A 23,856-nucleotide genomic window follows, 5' to 3' on the forward strand; every position below is an offset into this window, starting at 1 on the left:
CTGATTGAGGTGTCACCTTGTGTGTATGCCTTAACTATTTTTTCTCGCAAGTCGAGCGAGTACGGTTTCATTAGACTTCATTTGTGTACTCCTCTTACTGTACCTCATAAACTTGCAATAGGCTGTATATCTTAAGACAAATTATATGTATTGGGAATGTGCATTGTATGCACTTTCAGAATGCGCGATCGCATTTTAAAAATATTAAATCAATCATAATATTTTTTGACTAGGAAACTCATAAAACTAGCAAAAAGCCTTGGTTAGTTCTATTATCTCAAGTAGCTGAACTATTCTGCACTTTTATGTATCGACATATTTTCTACTCTGTTAGATGCTTTAAGTAGATGGAACTCATACTAAGTAACACTAACTCCGACCAGGACATCAGTTTTCTTATTATAGTTTAAAGTAGAATCTCTTAGCTTTTGAAAATCATTGCTAATTGCATTCAAAAAATATATACAAAGCAACATTTATCAAAGTGCTGCTTGTAAGTTGTTGTACAAGCATTACAAGTACACTTAATCAACTTTGAATAACAAATTTTATGTTTATATTTGAAAATATGAAATAGGAGTTATGTATGAACAAGCAAAAAATTAAAAAACTGCTCCAAAAGGATAACCCAGTTGTATTAGAAGTAGGATCTGCCGGTGGCGGAGATTCCCTAGAATTTTTGAAGGAGTTTTCGCAAGTTCAACTATATTGTTTTGAACCTGATCCTCGAGCTATAGCATTGCACAAAAGTCGGGTACAAGATAGCAGATGTCAGCTATATGAAATAGCTATGTCTGATACTAACGGGCAAGCAGAATTTTATCAGAGTAGTGGTCAGCATCCAAAGTATACTTCGATTCATGATTGGAGTGCATCATCTTCTCTCAAAGCACCTAAAGAGCATTTAAAATTATATCCTTGGTGTACTTTTGATACAAATATTAAAGTACCAACTTGCAGACTAGATACATGGGCTGAAGAGCATCAAATTGGTGAAGTTGATTTTATTTGGGCTGACGTTCAAGGTGCAGAAGAAGAACTCATTAAAGGAGGGCTTAAAACATTGTCTCGCACCAGGTACTTTTATACTGAGTACTACAATAAAGAAATATATCAAGGTCAGCCCAATATTGAGAGAATAAAATTTTTGATTCCAGCTTTTAAAGATATTGAATACTATAAAGGGAATGTACTTTTTAAAAATCTGGAGCTAGTTGATAGATAAAAGATCTTCGTTTTATTCTTCTTAACAGTTCCCAATAATACTTGATTTATGATAGCCTCCAATTTCAGCTATGTGACTTATTTTAATGGCGACGGGTTGGCAAATCGTTTACGGTTACATTGCTTAGCTTATGCTTATGCATTAAACACAAAACGCAAGCTGATTGTGAATTGGAAGCGTAACAATAATTGCTATGCTACTTACCACGATCTTTTTGTCGGAAGACCTTGTAGCTACGAGTTGTTAGGTCTTGGAGAACGCTTATTTTTTCGTAGTGTAAAACGATTTGACTGTTACTCTTTTGAAAAGGGTACATTAACAAATGGTGAGAATGTTGAATCACTAATAAATCCACCACATAGAGTTGTATCAGTGAGTAATTTAGAAGCCTCTACAGGTGGTGGTTCTCGGCTTGGTTCCTATCATCAAGAAGTCCTTAGAAGTCTTCTACCTCGACCTGAGATTGAAAAAAGAGTTAGCCAATTTATGGGTCAGTTTAAATCTCCTACAGTGGGAATTCACGTGCGACAAGGAGATTTTCTAAATAAGTACAACACCGCATTACCTCCAGTAAAACGTTATGTTGCGATCGTGCGGCTACTTGCACAACTCTGGCCAAGTGCAGTTTTTATTCTTGTTAGTGATGGAAATGAAGAAGTACTGATGCCCTTACTTAATACTGGCAAATGCAAAGTACGGGAGAAAGTTAATGAACGCCATACTTTAGAGGGCGTACAAGATGCACTTATAGACTTGCTGATATTAGCAAGAACTAACTTAGTAATAAGTACACCTTATTCGTCATTTGGTGGCTTTGCTGCGATGCTTGGTAATAAACCTATAGTGAGGGCACAAGAAGATTGGGAAACTCAACTAGTTGAAGCTATAAATCAGAAACTAACTTTCTGCGATCGCCCTAGATAATCTTAACTAGTTTATAAAGTTTTTTTCAAACTGACAAAGTTAGCTTGATTTACTACAACATTTACTATTGTAAAACTTGCTAAAGAAAAAATTAATACATCTCATCTTACTATCACACAATTTTTATAAAAGTAATACTAGTACAATTTTAGTTGATACAAAGAGGTCTAATGCAACTAGTTTTTTCTAACGAAACCAAACCTACACTAGCTTTTTTTGGACATCACAAAGGAGCTACCACTTGGATTAGAAGTGTACTTAGAAAGGTGTGTTCAGAACTGCGTTTAAAATATGCGATCGCTGGCGCTCCAAACAAGTTTGATTACAATCTAAGTAGGTTTATAGATCAGAATAAGATAGACTTTTTATTTTATGTGAACGCAGATTATAGATATGTGAATTCATTAAGCAATTTCAAAGGATTTCATGTAGTTAGAGATCCTAGAGATATTATAGTATCTGGCTACTTTTCTCATCGCTATAGCCATTCAACAGAGAACTGGGAAAAACTCATATCACATCGAGCACAGTTAGAAAAAGTTTCAAAAGAAGAAGGTCTACTGTTAGAGATGGAATTCAGCAGACAGTTTTTAGAGGAGATGTATCATTGGAACTATAATTTGCCTAATGTCCTCGAACTCAAGATGGAAGATATGATCCAAAATCCCTATGAAAGTTTTGTGAACATCTTCCAGTTTTTAGAAGTTATTGATGATTCTAGAAGCAATACACAAAAGTGTTTGAAGTATTTTTTATCAAAAGCAGTAGTGCGTAAGCTTAATAAATATACGCCTTTTGAAGTGAGTTGCAAGCGGATTTTGATGAGCAGATTGTTAGAAATTGTCTACATCAATCGTTTCACACACAAGTCACAAGGTAGACGGCTTGGCGAGGAGGATATCACTAGCCATTATCGTAAAGGAGTTCCTGGTGATTGGAAGAATCACTTTAATTCAGAACATGTACAATTTTTCAAAGCAAACTACAACGACTTACTGCTCAAGCTAGGATATGAATCATGCTTGAACTGGGAGCATACTCCTACTGATACTCGACTACTTTACCCAGTTAACTAGTTTTATTTAACTCACTACAATCATCTCTGAACTTTTCTGTATCGACATACTTGAGTTTTTGAGTGAGGGTTATAAGCAAGTTTTTGTCACTTAACATCTTACTCAACTTCTTTCCTCAGAGTTAATATAAGTACGGCTCTGCCTACGTAGAGATTCTTATAAATAGTTACTTCGTAATTAACTAGTGAAGATTTAAGCAAATATTGTTTTAAGTCGAAGCATTTATTATAGATTTAATTAAAATTAACTTTACTATATGGATGACCAATGGAATCAAACCTTTTTTTAAAAAATACTAAACCTACACTAGCTTTTTTTGGACATCACAAAGGAGCTACCACTTGGATTATAAATATTCTTAAGCAAGTATGTTTTGACTTAGGGCTAAAACATGCTGTAGCTAGTAATTCTAATAAGTTTCAACAAGATCTAAGTAGGTTTATAGATCAGAATAAGATAGGCTTTTTGTTTTATGTGAACGCAGATTATAGATATGTGAATTCATTAAGCAATTTCAAAGGATTTCATGTAGTTAGAGATCCTAGAGATATTATAGTATCTGGCTACTTTTCTCATCGCTATAGCCATTCAACAGAGAACTGGGAAAAACTCATATCACATCGAGCACAGTTAGAAAAAGTTTCAAAAGAAGAAGGTCTACTGTTAGAGATGGAATTCAGCAGACAGTTTTTAGAGGAGATGTATCATTGGAACTATAATTTGCCTAATGTCCTCGAACTCAAGATGGAAGATATGATCCAAAATCCCTATGAAAGTTTTGTGAACATCTTCCAGTTTTTAGAAATTATTGATGATTCTAGAAGCAATACACAAAAGTGTTTGAAGTATTTTTTATCAAAAGCAGTAGTGCGTAAGCTTAATAAATATACGCCTTTTGAAGTGAGTTGCAAGCGGATTTTGATGAGCAGATTGTTAGAAATTGTCTACATCAATCGTTTCACACACAAGTCACAAGGTAGACGGCTTGGCGAGGAGGATATCACTAGCCATTATCGTAAAGGAGTTCCTGGTGATTGGAAGAATCACTTTAATTCAGAACATGTACAATTTTTCAAAGCAAACTACAATGACTTACTGCTCAAGCTAGGGTATGAATCATGCTTGAACTGGGAACACACTCCTACTGATAATCGATTACTTTACCCAGTTAACTAGTTTTATTTAACTCACTACAATCATCTCTGAACTTTTCTGTATCGACATACTTGAGTTTTTGAGTGAGGGTTATAAGCAAGTCTTTGTCACTTAATATCTTACTCAACTTCTTCACCTCTGTTACTAAAAAGTGTACTACCTTGTACTATTCACAAGAATTGAATTTACAACTTAATCAATCTCATCTTTACTAGGAAAGAACATGACTTTAAAAACATATCAGTATATTGAAGGAAGTTATAATCACTTACAAAGTACGCGACCAAGCGCTTTAGAGATTATTCCAGAAGTTATCAAGCTTGTTCAGCCCACATCAGTAATAGATCTTGGTTGTGGTATTGGCATATGGCTATCAGTATTTCAAGAATTAGGTATTGAAAATGTTACCGGTGTAGATGGACATTGGGTAGATCAAAAAAAAATAAAAATCCCAAAAGAAAACTTCATTTCTGCCGATCTTAACCAAAGTTTTAGTCTTAAAAAAGAGTTTGATTTAGCTGTTTCTGTTGAAACAGCAGAACATTTATCAGTTAATAGTGCTGAAACATTTGTTGAGTCTTTAATTAAGTTAGCTCCAGTTATTCTATTCTCAGCAGCAGTTCCTTTTGTACCTGGAAATATGCATATCAATTGTCAGTGGCCATCTTATTGGGCAAAACATTTCAGTAATAGAGGGTATGTAGCGGTTGATGTTATTAGAAGTAAATTATGGTCAAACTCAAAAGTTATGTGGTGTTATTCTCAAGGAATTCTTCTATTTGTAAAAAAGGAATTGTTAAGCAATTATCCTTTATTAGAGGTAGGAAAAGTTGAATCTAATTTAACACAACTTGATGTGATTCACCCAACTTACTATCTAAAAGTTGTGAAAGAATTAAACTACGAAAAATCACTAAGAAAAAACTCTTCCTTTTTGACTAAAAAAAATATGTTTAAAAAATTTAAGAATTTTGTTAAAGCATAATGCAGTTGCTCGTGGTAGCTTGTAAATTTTACAGCTACAGGTTCAAACACTTTTTGATATTGCTATTGAGATAGTTTTCTATAACCTTCTAAATTCTAAGTATGAATAACTATATCAGAACATCACTCAGTCACAGATTGTATTTGCAGATGTTGGAGAGCTATTTACACAGTAATAGCCATATTTTTCTATATCGCAAAGCATTTAGATACTTTATTAAAATGCTTGCCCTTGTAAGTGGTAAGAAGCAAGGTATTCAGTTTCCATCTCGAACGACTGGTGGTTGGCGATGGACATGGCGCTGGCGCTGGGAAATGATTATGGGTTGGTACGAATATGAAACAGTTCAATGGTGTCAGCAGTTGATTAAACCTGGGATGCTTGTCTTAGATATAGGCGCTCACATAGGCTATTTCACCTGGTTATTTTCTGACTTAGTTGGACCTAATGGAAAAGTAATTGCCTTTGAACCTTGTCCTGAAAACTACCCCTTACTATTGCATAATATCAAAGCTAGAGAGTGCCACGTTGCAGAGCCAGTTTGTCAAGCACTCTCAGATAGTGTCGGAGAAGTAGAACTTTTTATTTCTAAGGGAAATTGCACACATAGTCTAAATGAGCAATGGACTCGGAACGAAGAAGGAAGCGTTAGAGTTCCATGCACTACTGTGGATGCTTATATGTCTGCATTGAAGAATCCTGCAGTGGGCTTTGTGAAGATCGACGTTGAGGGTGTAGAACCTCAGGTTCTGGCTGGTATGGTAGAAACGGTTCGTAGAAATCCAGAACTAGTAATAATAATTGAGCTAAATTCTGAAGCACTTAAGGCTGGTGGACATAGTGCAAAAACGCTAATTTCTCAACTAGAATCTTTGGGCTTTATACCTAAAGAAATTATGGAAAATGGTCAACTAGTATCACCTAGCGAAACCTCTTCTAGAAAGGTACGAAATCTACTTTGCATTAGAGCTTGATAATGTATTGATAAATCTTTAATGTATTCTAATTTTGTTTCAAAGGAGATACAATGAAATCAAAAATTTTAATATTCTCTATTGCTCAAAATGGTTATGAGTTTACGTATAGTAAGTGTATTAAGAGTCAACAGTTATATGCAAGTAGGAACTCTTATGAATACGTACTTGTTAATCGTCCCGCGTGGGTTAACTCTCCTAAAGAAAGTGCTTGGCTAAAAATTCCTTTAATTGTTAAAGGGTTGAATAGAGGGTATGAATGGGTTGTTTTTATAGATGCAGATGGTGAAATTCGTTCACAAACACCTAGAATAGAGTCTATAGAAGTTCTAGGAAAATCTATCTATTTAGTACATGGACATTCCGGTAGAATTAACTCTGGAGTGATTATTGTTAAGAATACTGCTGATGCTAAAGAGTTTTTTGAGCAAATTTTAAATGCGATAGAAGCTGAAGTTCCTGAAGAAGATAAAGCACCATATGAGAATGGACATATTATCCATCACGCTAAAGAATCTAGATATGTACAGATCTTAGATCAGCGTTGGAACAATACTGACAATGCAAACCTAAATGATTTTGTTAGGCACTATACTGGTCCTATGAGTCAGTATTACAAAAAGCCGACTTTCAGCCAACTAAAAGTTAGAATTTTTAGATTTCAAATGAAAGTAAATACGCAAATAGCTAAACTAATTGGCTTTTACTCAGAACCTCATGATTCTTTAAAGTATCGGCTTGAAAAACTTGTTCAGCATTGTCAAAACAATTTTTCAGTTTTTATGTCAGTTGATTGAAGTTATAAGCGGCTGAGCTTCCTTGAGTTAATTTCTCGTTATTAAAGTTTTTATATATAGTAATAATGTAAAACTATTTATAAATATCATACATCTATTTTTATAGCAGAATTTTATAATATTATGAGTGGACGTACGTAGTTATGTATCACACGTTCTATGCTGGTTAATAGTTAATTGCTGTTCTATTGAATATTGATTAGTGACCGAAGATATCTGAGCTTTTCTGTATTGAAAATATCAGGTTTTAACTGCAGTATTTATATAACAAGTTTACTAATGTAGGAATCAGAATTTGAAAACAGCAATTTCATCGGAATTACATTAATGAAACTGAAGTGAGGTTGATAATCTGTACTGAATGACCTTCTTTGTTCTCCTATCAAATTAGTTAAAAGGAGGAAACTTGAACACAAAGAAAAGCATTTTAATCTGTGGGTACTATGGTAGCTATAACCTTGGTGACGAGGCAATGCTTGCAGGTATGCTTAAGCTATTACGTGAGCTGCAAAATAATCTGCAGATTACAGTTTTTTCTAGAGATACTCAAGATACTACAGCCCGTCATTCTGTTAGAGCGGTTCATTACAGAAATAGTCAATTAAAAATCAAACATAATATAGCACTGCTTCAAAATCAGTTTTTCATATTAGGAGGTGGCGATCTGCTGCGAGATGGCGTTGACCAATCTATTGCACAAGGTTGGTTGCGTCCCCTACAGCAAGCCATCAGACTTCGCCGTCGCACTCTTGTTTTGGGGATTAGCGTTGGTGAAATTTGGAGAAAGGAAACCCAAGATATGATTCCTCAAGTTCTCAACCGAGTTGATCTCTTGACAGTCCGCGACGCAGATTCCAAATCCAAGCTAGAAAAACTAGGTGTACGTAAATCGATTCATATCATCAGCGATTTGGCGTTGCAGATTTTACCAGAAACGATATCTTTACTAAATCAGCCAGTTGAGCAACCTGTTCAAATAGGTATTTCTATTCGACCATTAAATTTGCGCGGACGATATACAGATACAGGTATTTATCTGAGATATCAGCAAGAGATGGCTGCGATCGCAGATCTGTTAGTAGAACAGTATGAAGCTACTGTCCATTTTCTACCATTTCAAGCACTGAAATCCGGCTATCACTCAAGCAATGATGACTACGTTGCTACTTTAGAACTATTGCGCTACAGCCGTTATTCAAACCACTTCGTTGTTCATCGCTCTTTTGAATCTCTCCATACCCTCAATCAACTAATTAGTGAATTAGACTTAGTAATTGGTATGCGCCTTCACTCACTAATCCTAGCGGCTGGTTTAGGTGTACCAGTTATAGCTGCAGAATACGATTCTAAAGTACGTGGATTTATGGAGGAAATTGGTCAAGCGCAGCATTCCATTCCTTTAGAGTACTTTGAGCGCAGGCAGATACTTCCCATAATTGATATTATTTTGAGTAACCCGCTAATGGTTCGCAAGGATGTAGAGGCAGGAATTCAAAACTACCGTCAACGCTTGTTAGGGATACAGCAAACGCTTAGACAAGTACTGGCATGAGATTAGAGGGTATCAATATTTTTAGACCTAATCACAACAAAGTTTTTGATTTAATTCTGCCTAGCTACTTAAGTTTATCTAAATTTTCCTTTACTAATGCAAGTTACTGTGAGGAATTGATTGCAGCATTTTCCTAAAGGAACATTTTTGTCATTCAGCCATAAACTGACTTTTCTAAGAAAAACGAATAATATTTCTAGAATTTGGAATTAATTAGTACCTTTATGAATGCACCTATTAAAGTTATTTATATACTGAGTTTAGGACACAGTGGAAGTACTTTGCTAGATCTCATACTTGGCTCGCATAGCCAAATTGAAAGTGTAGGAGAGATCATGGCTTTTGGGAAATATTGGAAATCTTTTTCTGATAATTCACTAACGTTAGAAGACAAGGATCGTTGTACTTGTGGATTTCATGTCAATGAGTGTGACTATTGGAGTAAAGTTAGATACGAAATAGAAGCAAACTGTGAGGAACTTGGTATAGTACCGAGCTTTAATAGTAAAGAGGAAATCGATCAAAATACCTACTGTTTGATGAAGGCAGTTCTAAAGGTGTCTGAGAAAAAAATAATATGTGATAGTTCCAAAAATCTTTTTAGATTAAAAAACTATTTGAAATCAGAATTATTTGAAGTTTTTATTTTGCATCTTGTTAGAGACGGTCGCGCAGTAGCATATAGCTGGGCAAAAAAAAGAACTCACTCTGAAAAAGAAGCACAATATAGCTATTTTAATATATTAAAACGTTGGCAAAAGTTTAATATAAATAATTACTTAAGTTTTAGTAATTTTAATAACTACTTTTGTCTAAGATACGAAGATCTTGTAAATGATCCACCACATATAGTATCTAAAATTCTTAAAAAAAATAGTTTGGAATTTGAAAGCGATCAATTACAGTTCTGGAAATTAAAGCATCATAATCTTTATGGTAATCGCATGCGTAGAAGAAGCAATCAGGAAATAAAAATAGATAGTAGTTATTTAGAGAACTTATCGCATCAAGAGTGGTGGCTTGGTACTCTTTTGACAGCATCAGGATTAAGATTATTTGACTATTCTATACAAAGAAAGTACCAATTAAAGTAGCCTGGCTACTCACAATAAAGATTCTATCAACTATTTGAACGAAGGACAAATTTATGCTTAAACTAACAGTCAATAGACCGTACAAATTGGCTGAAATAAATAAGCCTCAATCTACAATTAAAGTATTAACTCCTCCTGTTTATCCGTTAGAAAATAACTACATATCTTGTTTGTGGTCATCTGTCCACTCCTATGGAGTAGAAGTCGAGCAAATTGAGCTATCCTCAATCGTTATCCAGCTCAAAACAAATCAGAGAACAGCGGATGTATTTCATTTACATTGGATTCAAAGTTGCTATGATTTGGCTCCTAACAGAATACTTCAATCCTTATGGTCTACCCTGAAAAACCTGCGCCATCTTTTCTTGCTTAAGTCTCAGGGTTATCAACTTGTCTGGACAGTTCACAACACGCTATCTCATAATTGTAGTGCTCCGCTAATTGAGCGAAGCTTTCGTTGGATTCTGAGCCGCTTGTGCAGCGATATCATAGTTATGAGTGAGTATAGTCGGCAGGAATTCGCTCAGATGTATGGACGCACCCATCGAGTGCATATTGTCCCTCATGGTAACTACATCGGCGCTTACCCCAATCAGATCAGTCGTGCAGAAGCCCGCCAGGAACTTGGTATTGCTCCCCACCAGAAGGTTTTACTTCATTTAGGTAAAATAAAACCTTACAAAGGTATTAACCAGCTACTCGCTGTATTTAGGCAGATTAAAGATCCAGATGTTGTGTTAATTATTGCTGGACTCTGTCGCGAACCTGAGCTGCTAGCAGAAATTAAGCAAGCTACCGAAGCAGATTCCCGAATTCACCTACAGCTTGAATTTATCAAAGATGAAGATATCCAAATTTACATGAATGCGTGCGACTGGGTAGTATTACCTTACGAAAAAATTTTGAACTCTGGAGGAGCCTTATTGGCGCTTTCTTTTGGTCGACCTGTCATCGTTCCATGTAAGGGTTCCCTAAGCGAGATCATTACTGATGGTAAGCACGGCTTTTGTTATCCTCGCGATCGCGATTTAGGAATAGCAATTAATCGTGCCTTAACAACTCCTATAGAACACTGGCAGCAAATGTGTACTCAAAGTTATGCCTTAGCACAGAAGTATAATTGGTCTAAAATTGGTAGACAAATTTACAAAATATATCAGCAAGGTGTATAGTACTGTATATTCAGAATTTGTCTAGGGCACGATCGCAATTATATGTAAGTTAAACTCCTGAGTCAAACACGTAGATCTACAATAAATACTTGAATTAATATAGCTTTTATAGGAATTTAGATTGAGGAATAACTTTATTTCTGTAGTCATAAATTTTAGTATAGAAAAGGACTAAGTCTTGATCTATTTGTTTTAGATACATTGATAGTACTCAAGGAATGAAAGTAACGGCTGAGGCATCAACTGTTTGAGTGTAGTTGCAAAAAAAAATATTATAATTCTCAAATTAATTAGCTAATTATAATTAACTGCTTTAACTCTTTTTTATTAGTACGATAATATTTACTTTGCTGTGCCTCTCTACAGATTTATCAAAGTTTTAATAAAGCAAAACTTATATTTATTCACTTGTTAAGTAACTCTTTATTATTCTAGCCAGGTTGAAAGATCGCGGTGGAGAAGGTCTTGTAAGTGTAATATATCATCGCGGTATATATCAATTAACTGTTTACGTATTTCCAAAGGTAGTTTTGGAGGTTGCACAAAATTAAAATTTCGTATATTGGCATAAACATTATAAATTTGTTTGAGCAAAGCTTCTGAGATAAATGGTTTGATAGTATGACTGAGTCTTCTTGATTTCTCTAAGTAGTTATAAATAATTTTATTTTTAGGAATTCCACCTGCATTGTAAATATCTAATGACTTATCTACATGAAAATTTTCATCTACATCTAAAAATAGAAAAACATCTTGTAATAAACTTTCAGTGTTATTTTTCAAGTCTTCAAATAGATAAATTTTTAGTTGTTCTTGATTAAAGAATTGAAGATAGCGTTGTATTTTCTTGTAATACAAACCATTCATCCGAATTGACGAAGAAGTAAGAACTGCTTGTTCAAAAACATGTAGGGGGTCTTGTTTACTAGAAATATCAAACTGCTTACGATATTCCATTAAAAACTTGGAGTATGCTCCTTCAACCGGATCGCGAAGAATAGTAATTAGTTTTACATTTGGTAGGCAAGAATAAATACGTTTCGCTGCTTGTGGATGGTTTAAGTAACTAGTTGATGCTTCTCCAATAGCCGTTTCATTAGAAACTTGTCGGAATAAAGCACAATAATCTTTTAGATTGGTTATAGGTGAAATTTCGGCGATAGGACAACGCTCATCATAACCATAAGAGAAAAAATGTGGTTCCTTTAAGGAACTTAGATAAATCTCTGGGTGTTGTTTAAGATAGTTATAGAGTGTAGTTGTTCCCGACTTATTCGCACCAATAATCAAAAAATTAGGCATCTTCATAGATCTGTGTCCTCTGCCTGAAAGAGTTTAAATTAGTCATTTGTACTTTTAGTTGACAAACTAAAAGCAAAATTGCAGCTAATTACGTCAATACGCAGTGTTATTTATGACTGCGCTTTTACTAGGACAACGTGAGACGAAGTCGACGCCAAACATAATCGGGAATATTACTCATTCGACTTCGGTTAGCAGATAAAGAGCGTATCCCTGCAAATGGCAAAATCATCCAAAACCATACAACCAAAGCATAGGATGCAGAAACTTGTTCATAGTCATAGCCAGCCTTGCTTAATAGATTGCCACAGAAGGTTTGTAAACTTCCAATCTCTGTAGGACTAAGTTTGTCTCGCCAACGATATGCAGGTTCACAAGATAACCCTACACCAGGCTGTCTCCAAGCAGACGAGTAGGAACTGTTCACTAAATCAACATCCAACATAGAAGGTTGATATTCTAGCGATAGCCATGCTGTTAAAGCTTGGAGTGTTGCTTCTGGTTCAGTGACTAAGTCTTCAAAACGTTGAATAAATATGCGGCTTTCACCAAATTGTTTGCGGGCTTCCATTGCTGCGTTAAAAGCAGCTCTCCAATGCAAGCTATTAAGTGCAAGGTTATAGGAATCTGTAAGTCTACGTTTTTGAGAAGAGTCAGTAGCAACATTCTTCCAGTCACGAGATGAAGCCAACACACCTCCTGGATGGCGAACCATACAAATTACCTGTGCATTAGGATAAAGAGAAAAAATTGTCGATAGTTGAAAAATATGTCTAGGTGTTTTTTCACCGAATCTAGTTTTATTCATTCTTTGAGCACAAAGCTGGCAGAAAGCCTCAAAATATGAGTCAGTACCGCGACCAATTTGCTGAGCTAATGTCCGTAGCTCTATACGCTTCATCCAGCCTTGCTCTGGATCGGACTTGACTCCATAAGATTTGTGGGTGAGAGCTAAAAAATAGTCTTCAGTAAGTTTTACTTCTTCTGAGTTCAAGATTTGTTGTTCGCGACCAGCCATCTTCATGCGCAAATCTTCAAAGTAATGCGTTTCTTTAGCGATCCACACATCTGAATGCTTATTTAAAATCTGACTCATCAATGTTGTACCCGAACGGGGTGTACCAACAATGAAAACCATATTTTTATCAGAAATACTAATTTTGTCCGCTTCCATAATTTCACATTACGAAAAATAAAGATTTTTTACTACTAATAAAACTAGCTACTAAAACTCAATATAAAACTTAATTTTCTCACTAAAGAGTGATATTAATGACAGCACTGCGATTATCTGAGAATGAATTAATAACTTCAATAAAAAATCTAAAAATAGTATTACCTAAATAGCACAGCTCAAATCTAAAAATAGAAAATAAATCTTTTTCCCAAAAACTATATTATTAATATTTCTTGTCTATTTCTATTTTAGTATTTTCTGGTTTTTAAATAATATGTTTTTTAGTTTTTATATGTTACTGATACTTATATGTTCCATGTCACTTGAAAAATATTCAATGTATATAAGTTCAGATATATCTAAGCTAAATGTATGTTTTTTTCAGCTTATTTATATATACGATTAAGTAAAAAATTATTACTCAGCTAGAGCATCATATAATGTTTAGCTCTTATACAGCTGCATCTTTATGCCGTAATAATCTTTGTGAACTTGATGTACAAGAAAGTAGAAAAATTACGTTTGTGAGTTTGATAACTCATATAACTACGTACTTGTTGTATTAGTCTCAATGTCATATCTAAACAAAAGTAGGATAATGTTATCCCTGAATTTTTATTGAAAAAACAAGCTAATAGACTGCAGAACTTATCAGTATCGACAAGCTTTAGTTTTCAGAAGATTATCCAGACAAGGAGAAATGTTCTTGCGTAAAGTTTGATAAGGATCGAATATATCTGTTGCTTAGGAAAGATATACGAATCGAGTTACATACCAATTAAGAAATATGTAATAGATTAGCTTCATTTTTTATTGTGTTTTCTAAAAAATAATAGATGTTGAAATTTTATGGTAGCAGCAAAAGAAAAAATCAATATCTTGAATATTGAAATAGATAACCTTACAAAAAGGGAGTTGCTAACACAACTCAAATCAGGTGTTGTATTTACTCCTAATGTAGACCATTTAATAAAACTGCAGAAAGACAAAGAATTCTATACAAGTTATTTGATGGCTGACTACAAAATTTGTGATAGCCAAATATTGATGTATGCCTCAAAATTTTTGAATACACCAATTAGAGAAAAAATCTCAGGTTCTGACTTTTTCCCTGCTTTTTATAATTATCATAAGAATAACGAAGACATAAAAATATTTTTATTAGGTGCAAAACCAGGAATTGCTAAAAAAGCACAACAGAGAATCAATCAAAAAATCGGTAGGAATATCATTGTAGGTTACTATTCTCCCTCTTTTGGATTCGAGCATAATAACGAAGAGTGCAAAGAAATTATCGAAGTAATTAATCAGTCAGAAGCAACTGTACTGGCAATTGGGGTTGGTGCTCCTAAGCAAGAAAAATGGTTGTGTAGATACAAGAATTCCTTACCCAATATTAACATCTTCCTCGCACTAGGTGCAACTATTGACTTTGAGGCAGGCAACCTAAAACGAGCACCAAAATGGATGTGTAATATGGGTTTTGAATGGTTACATCGGTTGTTGTCTGAACCCAAAAGATTATGGAAGCGATACTTAGTAGAAGGATTACCATTTTTTTTATTAATTCTAAATCAAAAACTAAATTCGTATAGCTTACAAACAAGTGATGAATAGATTAACGAGTATTAGCAAAAAAAAAGTTATTACTTCAATTAACAATCAGGCAAAATTTAGAAAGACTACAGATGTTCATATTTCTGTCTACTCTGCACCTAAACGCATTATAGATATTATAGGCTCCCTAATTGGGTTATGTATTACAGGATTTTTGTTTATTCCTATTGCAATTGCTATTAAGCTAGATAGCCCAGGATCAATACTATTTAGGCAAACTCGATGTGGTTTACTAGGAAAAAAATTTTGTATTTTGAAGTTTCGCTCTATGGTAGCTAATGCTGAAGAAATTAAAGAATTAGTAGAAAATCAAGCCGTAGGCCCAATTTTTAAAAATAGTAATGATCCTCGGATCACGCGGATAGGGCATTTTTTAAGAAAAACAAGCCTTGACGAGCTTCCACAGTTTTGGAATGTCCTGAGAGGAGAAATGAGTCTCGTTGGAACAAGACCTCCAACCCCTGATGAGGTTGCTCAATATTCTCAGTTTTTTTGGCAACGCTTAAATGTTAAACCTGGTATGACTGGAGAATGGCAAATTAATGGTCGCTCTAAAATCTCTAATTTTGAAGAAATAGTTGAACTAGATCTGCGGTATCAAAAGAATTGGAGTATAGCCTACGATATAAAAATTATTTTTAATACTTTAGTAGTCTTTTTTAAGAAAAAATATGATGCTTTCTGATTGATTTTAACTATAAATTGACTTGAAAGTAATTGAGCTAAAGTAGCAGTTTTTGTAATTGCTTAAGGAGGATTTTTCAGCCATTTGTTCTAACACTAACCAATATTTTACTCATGAAAGTAACGGTAATAATTCCTGTATACAAGGTAGAGAAGTACATTGCAGAAACAGTGCGCTCTGTACTGCAGCAGACATATAGCGATTTTGAGTTGCTGCTGGTCGATGATGGCTCTCCAGATGCGAGTGTTGAGGTGTGTCAAAACATTTGTGACCCGCGCATCAAAATCTTACGTCAGCACAATCAGGGACCTGCTGCAGCACGTAACCTGGGAATACGTCATGCGCAAGGTGAATACATTGCTTTTATTGATGGTGACGACCTGTGGTTGCCACAAAAGCTAGAGAAGCACCTCGAACACTTGCACAATTCACCTGATGTCGGTGTCAGTTTTAGCCGCTCTGCTTTTATTGATGAAGCTGGTCATTCTTTAGGCATTTATCAACTGCCGACTAAACTCCAAAATATTACTCCAGCATATGTGCTTTGCCGCAATCCTATTGGAAATGGTTCAACGCTAGTAGTACGGCGTGCGGTACTTGAAGCAATTAAGTTTGAGTGCGATCGCAATGGCACAACTGAAGATTGTTATTTTGACCCTCAATTTCGCGGACCAGAAGATGTAGAATGCTGGCTGCGAATTGCACTGCAGACTAATTGGCAAATCGAGGGGATTCCAGATGTCCTGACGCTATATCGTGTCAATTCAGGAGGACTTTCTGCCAACTTGTACAAACAGCTAGAGGCTTGGGAGAGAGTGCTAGACAAAACGCGTGATTATGCACCTGAGTTCATCGCGCAGTGGGAAAAGCCCGCTAAAGCTTATATGATCAGGTATTTAGCACGGAGGGCAGTAACACTGCGAGCAGCTTCAATTGCAGTGGAACTTATCCATCGTGCCATGCTTGTATACTGGCGAATTTTACTAGAAGAGCCACGCCGCACTTTGCTGACTTGGGGGGCTGCTTATGCACTGTTGCTTTTACCTCAGTTCTTTTACGACCAAATGGAAGCTGCTGCTCTAAAGACTACAGGAATGACTCAAAGACGCCGTATTCTTCAAGACTTATCTGGGGAATTAGTATAGACCATTTCAAGTCCTGAGTGCTTCAAACTACTCGTCTTTTTTGTTGTGAATGCTAACTGATAAAACAAAATTACTCATGAAAGTAACGGTAATAATTCCTGTATACAAGGTAGAGAAGTACATTGCAGAAACAGTGCGCTCTGTACTGCAGCAGACATATAGCGATTTTGAGTTGCTGCTGGTCGATGATGGCTCTCCAGATGCGAGTGTTGAGGTGTGTCAAAACATTTGTGACCCGCGCATCAAAATCTTACGTCAGCACAATCAGGGACCTGCTGCAGCACGTAACCTGGGAATACGTCATGCGCAAGGTGAATACATTGCTTTTATTGATGGTGACGACCTGTGGTTGCCACAAAAGCTAGAGAAGCACCTCGAACACTTGCACAATTCACCTGCTGTCGGTGTCAGTTTTAGCCGCTCTGCTTTTATTGATGAAGCTGGTCACTCTTTAAATAGCTATCAAATGCCTGTGCTAAGAGACATCAATCCAAACTCTATAGTTTTGTGCAACCCAGTTGGCAATGGTTCAGCACCAGTGGTACGGCGTGCGGTACTTGAAGCAATCAAGTTTGAGTGCGATCGCAATGGCACAACTGAAGATTGCTATTTTGACCCTCAATTGCATCGATCAGAAGATGTAGAATGCTGGCTGCGAATTGCACTGCAGACTAATTGGCAAATCGAGGGGATTCCAGATGTCCTGACGCTGTATCGCGTTAATTCAGGAGGACTTTCTGCTAACTTGTACAAACAGCTAGAGTCGTGGGAGACAGTGTTAGATAAAACGCGTGATTATGCACCTGAGTTCATCGCGCAGTGGGAAAAGCCCGCTAAAGCCTATCAGTTACAGTACTTAGCTCGCACCGCAGTACGTCTTAAAGCAGGTACGATGGCTGCGCAGTTTATTTATCGTACTCTGTTCACATACTGGCGAATTCTGCTACAGGAGCCACGCCGTATATTGTTGACTTGGGTGGCTGCACACGCGCTATTGCTTTTACCACAATCTGTTTACTGGTATATGGAGAAGCTTGCTTTAGAAAGGACAGCAGCTATCCAAAAACGTCATATGCTTCAGGAGCTATCTAGATCTCTCTAAAGATTGAAGCTAAAAAGAGCGATCGCTTCAACCGTATATTTAATGAAATCTATATGCTTATTAAGCATATAAAAAGACTATCTGTGTTTCTCTTCATCGCTTCTTCAATTAGATAACTAACAGTAAAATTAAAACCTAAGAAACAGTGTATTTTAAACTTCCTAAACAAATCGGTGTAGTCCTAAAAGCTAGTAGCTTTTGGCAAGGCAACTATTTAATCATCAAAGAATTCAAGCATTTTCGTCGAATTATTTTATTAGCATTACTATTTACGCTTTTAGCAGCAGTTTTTGAAGGCATTGGAGTTGGGTTCATCTTAACCTTTATCCAAAGCTTGACTAATCCCAATGCAACTCCGATCAAAACAGGGATACAAGTATTTGATATCTGGATCTTGGGAGTAAATGCTCCTGCAACTGAGCGACTTTACCGCATATCAGGGCTAATTCTACTAACAACTCTATTTCGTTTAAGCCTGACGTACTTAGGACGGCTTTATGTATACACTTCTCAGTTTACTTTAGCTTATCGGCTGAGTTTAAGAGTATTCGAGCAATTACAGTCACTTAGCTTAAGCTACTTTGTGAAAACAAGAACTGGAAATCTAGTTAATAGCCTCACCGTTGAAATTAATCAAATTGCCCAAGCTTTTGAGGTAATTTCTATTTTTGTTACCAAAGGTTTAATTCTGACAACCTATGTTGTGTCAATGTTTTTATTATCTTGGCAGCTAACAATCATTACTGTAATGTTATTTGGTCTGCTATCAGTAGGGATATCTACGCTTCTAAAACAAGTACGAGAAGCAAGTTTTGCCAGATCCAAAGCTAGTCGCTGGTATGTTTCAGTGTCACTGGAGTTCATTAATGGCATTCGTACTGTTCAAGCATTTACAGCACAAGAATTTGAGCGTAAGAGATTTTATCATGCGAGTTCACAACTCTTGCAAGCTGCTACTAAATCTAGATCAGCCCAGGCATTAGTAGAACCTCTCTCAGAAGGAGTGGCCACTGTAATACTCATTTGCTTGTTGATTTTGGCATTCGCTGTTTTAATTCCAAGAGGACAGCTACAAGCAGCTTCACTGCTAACGTTTTTGTTCGTTCTATTACGGCTAATGCCAATTCGGCGTCAACTCGATGGAGCTAGAGTAAAATTTAGTAACTTCCAAGGGTCAATTAGCAATATTAAAAAACTACTTCGTACTCACGACAAAGCTTATATTCAGAATGGTCAAACCCAGTTTCCTGGATTGCAGCAAACTATTAAGTTTGTGTCTGTAGACTTTGGATATAACCAAAGTGAATTGGTGTTACGCGACATTACACTAACTATTCATCAGGGACAAATGACAGCACTTGTTGGTGCTTCTGGTGCTGGCAAAAGTACTTTAGCAGACTTAATTCCCAGATTTTACGATCCAATGGGCGGTCAGATTCTGATTGATGGTGTTGATATACGAAAATTTGACCTTAACTCGCTACGCCGAAAAATCGCTATCGTTAGTCAAGACACGTTCATTTTTAATACTTCTGTGCGTAACAATATTGCTTATGCTCTAGAAGATGTAGACGAAGCGGCAATTTGGGAAGTAGCGCAACAAGCAAATGCTTTGGAATTTATCCGAGAGTTACCTGAGGGTTTTGAAACTCAGTTAGGCGATCGGGGTGTACGGTTATCTGGAGGTCAACGCCAGCGTATTGCGATCGCCCGTGCCTTATTGCGTAATCCAGATATCTTAATCCTAGATGAAGCTACAAGTGCATTAGATTCTGTGTCTGAAAATTTGATTCAAGAATCATTAGAGAAACTTTCTGCCGGTCGAACAGTGATTGCGATCGCCCATCGATTATCTACCATTTTTCAAGCAGACAAGGTAGTAGTACTTGAGCAGGGCAAAATTGTAGAAGAAGGAGGATATCAAGAGTTACTAAAAAGACAGGGAAAACTGTGGAAATATCATCAGATGCAACACAAATAAGAGCAATCTTATAGTTTTTATAAAAAGAAGTAATGAATTAGCAAAAATAATCATTTTCTAGATTTTTACCTCTAATTTGAGTGGAAGTATCCTTGCTAAACTTTAGATTTTACACTATAAAAACTTTTGAGAAGGTATAATTTATACCTGAACTTTTCGGTATCGACTCTTTTAGAATTTTAGTCAAATATGGTTTTATCGTGATGAAAGACTTAGAAAGATTTTCAAATCATAGCAAACATCCTCATTATGTAATCACTGAATTTAACTAAATTAATTAAATTACTTCTATCACTCTACATAAATTATTCTAGGTTCTACTGGGGAAATTTAAAATTAAATTCAGCAGTGATTGAAAAATTTTTAATATAGAGAAGATGAAAATATCTATTTTTAACAAAAAAGTTAGAATAATCTATGTCTTTATCCTAGCTTTCACTATTTTATTCTCATGTTTTGTTCAGATAAATGCTAAAGCAATATACAAACAAAATGGTGTCGATCCTTGGGTAATGAATGAGCGTATTGGTAAAGGCATTAATCTAAAATCTCAGATTACTCCTAATGATCCTAGCTGGTGGATAGCTTGGAACCCAAAGTTACCTTTTCTTGTGAAAGAAGCAGGGTTTAACTCCGTACGTTTATGGATATATCCAATGAGAAATGCTCAGGGAATGAAGCTAGAAAGTGACTTTTTTGATTCCCTCGATCGTGCTATCAATGATTGCCTTTCTCAACAACTCGTTGTAGTTCTCACCATGAAAAATCACAAAGAGTTTATAAATGAGCCAGACAGCTATAAGTCACACTTTCTTTCTTTTTGGGCACAGATTGCTAATCATTACAAAAACTATTCTGCCAATCTTATTTTTGATATTTTAAATGAACCTTACGGCAATTTAAATAGCACTATATGGAACCAATGGATTGCTGATGTTGTTCCTACAATACGAAAAACTAATCCTAACCGAAATCTTATTATTGGTAGTGCTGGCTATAGTAATTGGCGGCAGCTTGTTAATAATTTAAAGCTTCCAGCTTCTGACAATCATATTATTGCTCAACTTCATTATTATAAGCCATTAAACTTTACACATCAAGGTATTAATGGTAGAAAAAAAGGATTACTTTGGGGAACAGAGAAAGATTACAAAGAGCTATCTACTATCTTTCAGCAAGTATATCAGTGGTCTAAAAAACAAAACAAACCAATTTACTTAGGAGAGTTTGGAGCCAATAATTTCGTACCTGAAAATTTACGATTGAAGTGGCTTAAGGCTGTTCTTGCAGAGGCAAGTAGTAAAGGTTTCTCCTGGTCTTATTATAGTTTTGGTAAAGCAGGTCATCCTTGGGCAATATACAATCCCAATCAGAGAAAATGGGAAGAACCAATTACATCTGTTCTTTTACCTAATAAAAATTACAACTCTGAAGTAAAAAACAAGGTTAATTAAATTTATTTCCAACTTTTGTTTAGTTTCAAACTACTTATGTTAGTTATTGTTTCCCAATTAACTTGCTACGTCAAGCAAAACTTATTAAAAAGTAAGTATTTGTTATTGTCTTAGATTGTAACTTCTGAATATCTATTTACATAACAGATTTCTTCAAATTAAACAAATATGTAAGAGCCATAAGCAAGCAATCTTTAAATTATATTAGGTGTAGTTATGACAGTAAATAAAACAGATAACGCCAGCAAACCAATAATTTTTATTGTTGGTGCTTCACGTTCTGGGACAACGTTAATGAAGCAAATTCTAAACAAACACTCAGACGTACATATTACTCTCAGAGAAACTCACTATTTTGACGATTTACGTGTAAAAATGGCTGGACGCGAGCAACAGGCTCTAAACCTAGAAGAGATAAAACTCACTGAAGACTACTTTCTTGCTCTTACTCACAAAAGGTATGGGGAAGGTATTCCAGAACAAGGATGGATGGATCGAATAGAGTTACGAACATTAGCACAGAAGCTTGGTTGTGGCACTGACTCGTATTTTGAAGCATTTTGCCAGCTGTCTGCTCAGCGTGACAATAAAAATATTTGGGGTGAAAAGACACCTAGACATATTTTTAAGCTTTCAGAAATTTTAACTCGCTATCCCAACGCAAAAGTTATTTGTATGGTTCGTCATCCAGGAGGAGTTATTGCTTCGTACCGCGACTGGAGGAATGTTGCTGCTTCTTCTCAGAAAAATAGAATTACAAACTCTTATAATCCAACGATCATTAGTTTGATGTGGAAAGCAGCTTTTAATGCAGCGCTTCAAGCTCGCGATCAATTTGGTACAAATCGTGTTTATATCCAACGCTTCGAAGACCTAATCATAGATCCTGAGTCAACACTTAGTGCCCTAACATCATGGTTAACTTTAGACTATGAACCCTCAATCCTTGAAATTGATTTAGTCAATAGTTCCTACTCTAACAAGCAAAGATCCTCAAAAGTCGGTTTCTCTATGGAGCCAGCATACAGATGGCGAGAGAAACTTAACTCTACAGAAATTGCTACCTTTCAGTATATCTGCGGTAGTTTATTAGACAAAGCTAGGTACGAGCAAGAACCTATCCCAGTTCCACTTGTTCTAATCATCAAGTCTTGGCTGACTTTGCCTTTTGCTGGATTACGCTCCTTGATTGCTAATAAAAGCCGAATAAGTAACACTTTTAACTATGTTTGGCATCGATTCCGCCTTGCTTTCGGTCAGTAAAAAATTAATTAAAATTAAAATGAGTGGAGTAAAAACTCCACTTATATTTATATCCTTTAAATCCTTATTTATATACTTAATTTCTAAGTTAAACTTTGATTTTGAATTGATACCATAGGAAATTTTTTGCCAAAAAACTTGATAAACTGTATAGCTTTTCTATAGGGAAATATTTGCAGCAGAAAGAGCTTAAAAAATATGCGCTGAGTTTCTTTTTCTAGTACAATTTTAGGATACAACTGAACTGCTTTTTTTATTCGTTGGCTGGCTCTCTCAATCCCATCACTATCCAAAACGTACTCAAGATATAGCTTTGTAAAAAATTGGTAGGTTTTTGCTAGAGAGTGCTTCTTTAGATATTGTAGTTCTGTTGGGGCGATACAAAAAGCCCTCTCAGTGACGGTAAGAATTGCTTTTTCCATGACATCTACTTTAGACGACATGGCTTGTGATGACTTCCGGTAAAGTATTTGGTATTTAGGAACAACCACAAAAGGACACTGAGCGGCTAAACGGATATTATAATCCCAATCCTCAGCAGACTTAAGAGAAGAATCAAACTCTCCTGTAGTCTCAATAAATTTCCTACGAACAAGAATATTTGAGCCACTGCAGATAAAGTTTTCAACTAATAGGTGAGGATAAATATTACCTTCAAAAAACAGTGGTTTTCCAGCATATAGTAATTTTTCTTCTTCATCGATAAAAGCAGTCCAGCTATAAGCAGCTCCTGCCTCAGAAGACTCTTGTAAAGCGGCTAACTGTAGTTCTAGCTTATCAGGTGTCCATAAATCATCTGCATCAATAAATGCAATATAATCCCCACTAGCGTGGGTAATACCACGATTACGAGCTACGGGAAGACCACCGTTTTTATAGGAAAAAACTTTTAATCTTGGATCAGAAACTGTACTCAGTAATTCACAAGTTTTGTCAGTTGAACCATCATCAATTACAATTAACTCAAAACTAGAATAAGACTGCTTTTGAATAGAGCTAATTGTTTTTAAAATAGTTTTTTCTGCATTGTAGGCGGGGATAATAATAGATACATTTGCCATGATTAAAGCTCAAGATTATGAATATTTTCTAATTTCCTAGATAAGTGGTTGCTTAATAATTTTTTTGTAACTGAGTTTGCAATGAGCTTTGAGATAATTTTCTAAAAATAGAATT

19 protein-coding genes and 1 pseudogene are annotated in these 23,856 nt (G+C 35.6%); 17 read left to right on the top strand and 3 right to left on the bottom strand.

Annotated features, from left to right (window positions below; genetic code table 11):
• The first annotated feature begins 586 nt into the window (after positions 1-586).
• From IQ230_RS19345 to IQ230_RS19390, 10 genes are all read left to right on the top strand, one after another.
• On the top strand, positions 587-1,225 hold the full coding sequence (locus tag IQ230_RS19345; protein WP_193933890.1) for an FkbM family methyltransferase: 639 nt from the start codon (positions 587-589) through the stop codon (positions 1,223-1,225).
• Between the two features lie 48 nt (positions 1,226-1,273).
• Positions 1,274-2,149: an O-fucosyltransferase family protein gene (locus IQ230_RS19350; RefSeq protein ID WP_193933891.1), complete on the top strand. Its 876-nt coding sequence runs from the start codon at positions 1,274-1,276 to the stop codon at positions 2,147-2,149.
• A 170-nt stretch (positions 2,150-2,319) separates the two neighbouring features.
• A complete protein-coding gene (locus IQ230_RS19355) occupies positions 2,320-3,225 on the top strand; it encodes a sulfotransferase domain-containing protein (protein WP_193933892.1) in 906 nt (301 codons plus the stop codon).
• A 267-nt stretch (positions 3,226-3,492) separates the two neighbouring features.
• Entirely contained in the window at positions 3,493-4,401 is a 909-nt protein-coding gene (locus tag IQ230_RS19360) for a sulfotransferase domain-containing protein (RefSeq protein ID WP_193933893.1), read from the top strand.
• Positions 4,402-4,603: 202 nt separating this feature from the next.
• Positions 4,604-5,365, top strand: coding sequence for a class I SAM-dependent methyltransferase (locus IQ230_RS19365; protein WP_193933894.1), 762 nt, complete (start codon positions 4,604-4,606; stop codon positions 5,363-5,365).
• A 221-nt stretch (positions 5,366-5,586) separates the two neighbouring features.
• Positions 5,587-6,339: an FkbM family methyltransferase gene (locus tag IQ230_RS19370; protein WP_193933895.1), complete on the top strand. Its 753-nt coding sequence runs from the start codon at positions 5,587-5,589 to the stop codon at positions 6,337-6,339.
• A gap of 53 nt (positions 6,340-6,392) precedes the next feature.
• Positions 6,393-7,136: a hypothetical protein gene (locus IQ230_RS19375; RefSeq protein WP_193933896.1), complete on the top strand. Its 744-nt coding sequence runs from the start codon at positions 6,393-6,395 to the stop codon at positions 7,134-7,136.
• A gap of 406 nt (positions 7,137-7,542) precedes the next feature.
• Positions 7,543-8,688, top strand: a complete 1,146-nt coding sequence (locus IQ230_RS19380; RefSeq protein WP_193933897.1) for a polysaccharide pyruvyl transferase family protein — start codon at positions 7,543-7,545, stop codon at positions 8,686-8,688.
• A 224-nt stretch (positions 8,689-8,912) separates the two neighbouring features.
• Positions 8,913-9,782 (top strand): sulfotransferase family protein, encoded by an 870-nt coding sequence (locus IQ230_RS19385; protein WP_193933898.1) that lies wholly within the window; start codon positions 8,913-8,915, stop codon positions 9,780-9,782.
• Between the two features lie 53 nt (positions 9,783-9,835).
• Positions 9,836-10,954, top strand: coding sequence for a glycosyltransferase family 4 protein (locus tag IQ230_RS19390; protein ID WP_193933899.1), 1,119 nt, complete (start codon positions 9,836-9,838; stop codon positions 10,952-10,954).
• Positions 10,955-11,380: 426 nt separating this feature from the next.
• Here the strand turns inward: IQ230_RS19390 and IQ230_RS19395 are convergent, their stop codons facing one another.
• Positions 11,381-12,262: a sulfotransferase domain-containing protein gene (locus tag IQ230_RS19395; RefSeq protein ID WP_193933900.1), complete on the bottom strand. Its 882-nt coding sequence runs from the start codon at positions 12,260-12,262 to the stop codon at positions 11,381-11,383.
• 121 nt (positions 12,263-12,383) lie between these two features.
• The gene (locus IQ230_RS19400) at positions 12,384-13,430 is read right to left on the bottom strand and encodes a sulfotransferase family protein (protein WP_193933901.1); all 1,047 of its coding nucleotides are present in this window, start codon (positions 13,428-13,430) and stop codon (positions 12,384-12,386) included.
• A gap of 852 nt (positions 13,431-14,282) precedes the next feature.
• Here IQ230_RS19400 and IQ230_RS19405 point away from each other — a divergent pair.
• From IQ230_RS19405 to IQ230_RS19435, 7 genes and pseudogenes are all read left to right on the top strand, one after another.
• The gene (locus IQ230_RS19405) at positions 14,283-15,050 is read left to right on the top strand and encodes a WecB/TagA/CpsF family glycosyltransferase (protein WP_193933902.1); all 768 of its coding nucleotides are present in this window, start codon (positions 14,283-14,285) and stop codon (positions 15,048-15,050) included.
• A gap of 70 nt (positions 15,051-15,120) precedes the next feature.
• Positions 15,121-15,735 (top strand): annotated as a pseudogene (locus IQ230_RS19410) (sugar transferase); the annotation flags it as partial.
• Between the two features lie 113 nt (positions 15,736-15,848).
• Entirely contained in the window at positions 15,849-16,880 is a 1,032-nt protein-coding gene (locus IQ230_RS19415) for a glycosyltransferase family A protein (protein WP_193933904.1), read from the top strand.
• A 76-nt stretch (positions 16,881-16,956) separates the two neighbouring features.
• Positions 16,957-17,982 carry a glycosyltransferase family 2 protein gene (locus IQ230_RS19420; protein ID WP_228055153.1) on the top strand — a complete coding sequence of 342 codons (1,026 nt, stop codon included), beginning with the start codon at positions 16,957-16,959 and terminating at the stop codon, positions 17,980-17,982.
• A gap of 145 nt (positions 17,983-18,127) precedes the next feature.
• The gene (hepA, locus tag IQ230_RS27750; protein ID WP_193933906.1) at positions 18,128-19,963 is read left to right on the top strand and encodes a heterocyst formation ABC transporter subunit HepA; all 1,836 of its coding nucleotides are present in this window, start codon (positions 18,128-18,130) and stop codon (positions 19,961-19,963) included.
• A gap of 377 nt (positions 19,964-20,340) precedes the next feature.
• The gene (locus IQ230_RS19430; protein ID WP_193933907.1) at positions 20,341-21,417 is read left to right on the top strand and encodes a glycoside hydrolase family 5 protein; all 1,077 of its coding nucleotides are present in this window, start codon (positions 20,341-20,343) and stop codon (positions 21,415-21,417) included.
• 216 nt (positions 21,418-21,633) lie between these two features.
• Positions 21,634-22,680: a sulfotransferase family protein gene (locus IQ230_RS19435; RefSeq protein ID WP_193933908.1), complete on the top strand. Its 1,047-nt coding sequence runs from the start codon at positions 21,634-21,636 to the stop codon at positions 22,678-22,680.
• An 83-nt stretch (positions 22,681-22,763) separates the two neighbouring features.
• Here the strand turns inward: IQ230_RS19435 and IQ230_RS19440 are convergent, their stop codons facing one another.
• The gene (locus IQ230_RS19440; RefSeq protein WP_193933909.1) at positions 22,764-23,741 is read right to left on the bottom strand and encodes a glycosyltransferase family 2 protein; all 978 of its coding nucleotides are present in this window, start codon (positions 23,739-23,741) and stop codon (positions 22,764-22,766) included.
• Positions 23,742-23,856: the final 115 nt, after the last annotated feature.

The sequence above is a fragment of the Gloeocapsopsis crepidinum LEGE 06123 genome (assembly GCF_015207655.1).
GTDB lineage: Bacteria > Cyanobacteriota > Cyanobacteriia > Cyanobacteriales > Chroococcidiopsidaceae > Gloeocapsopsis > Gloeocapsopsis crepidinum.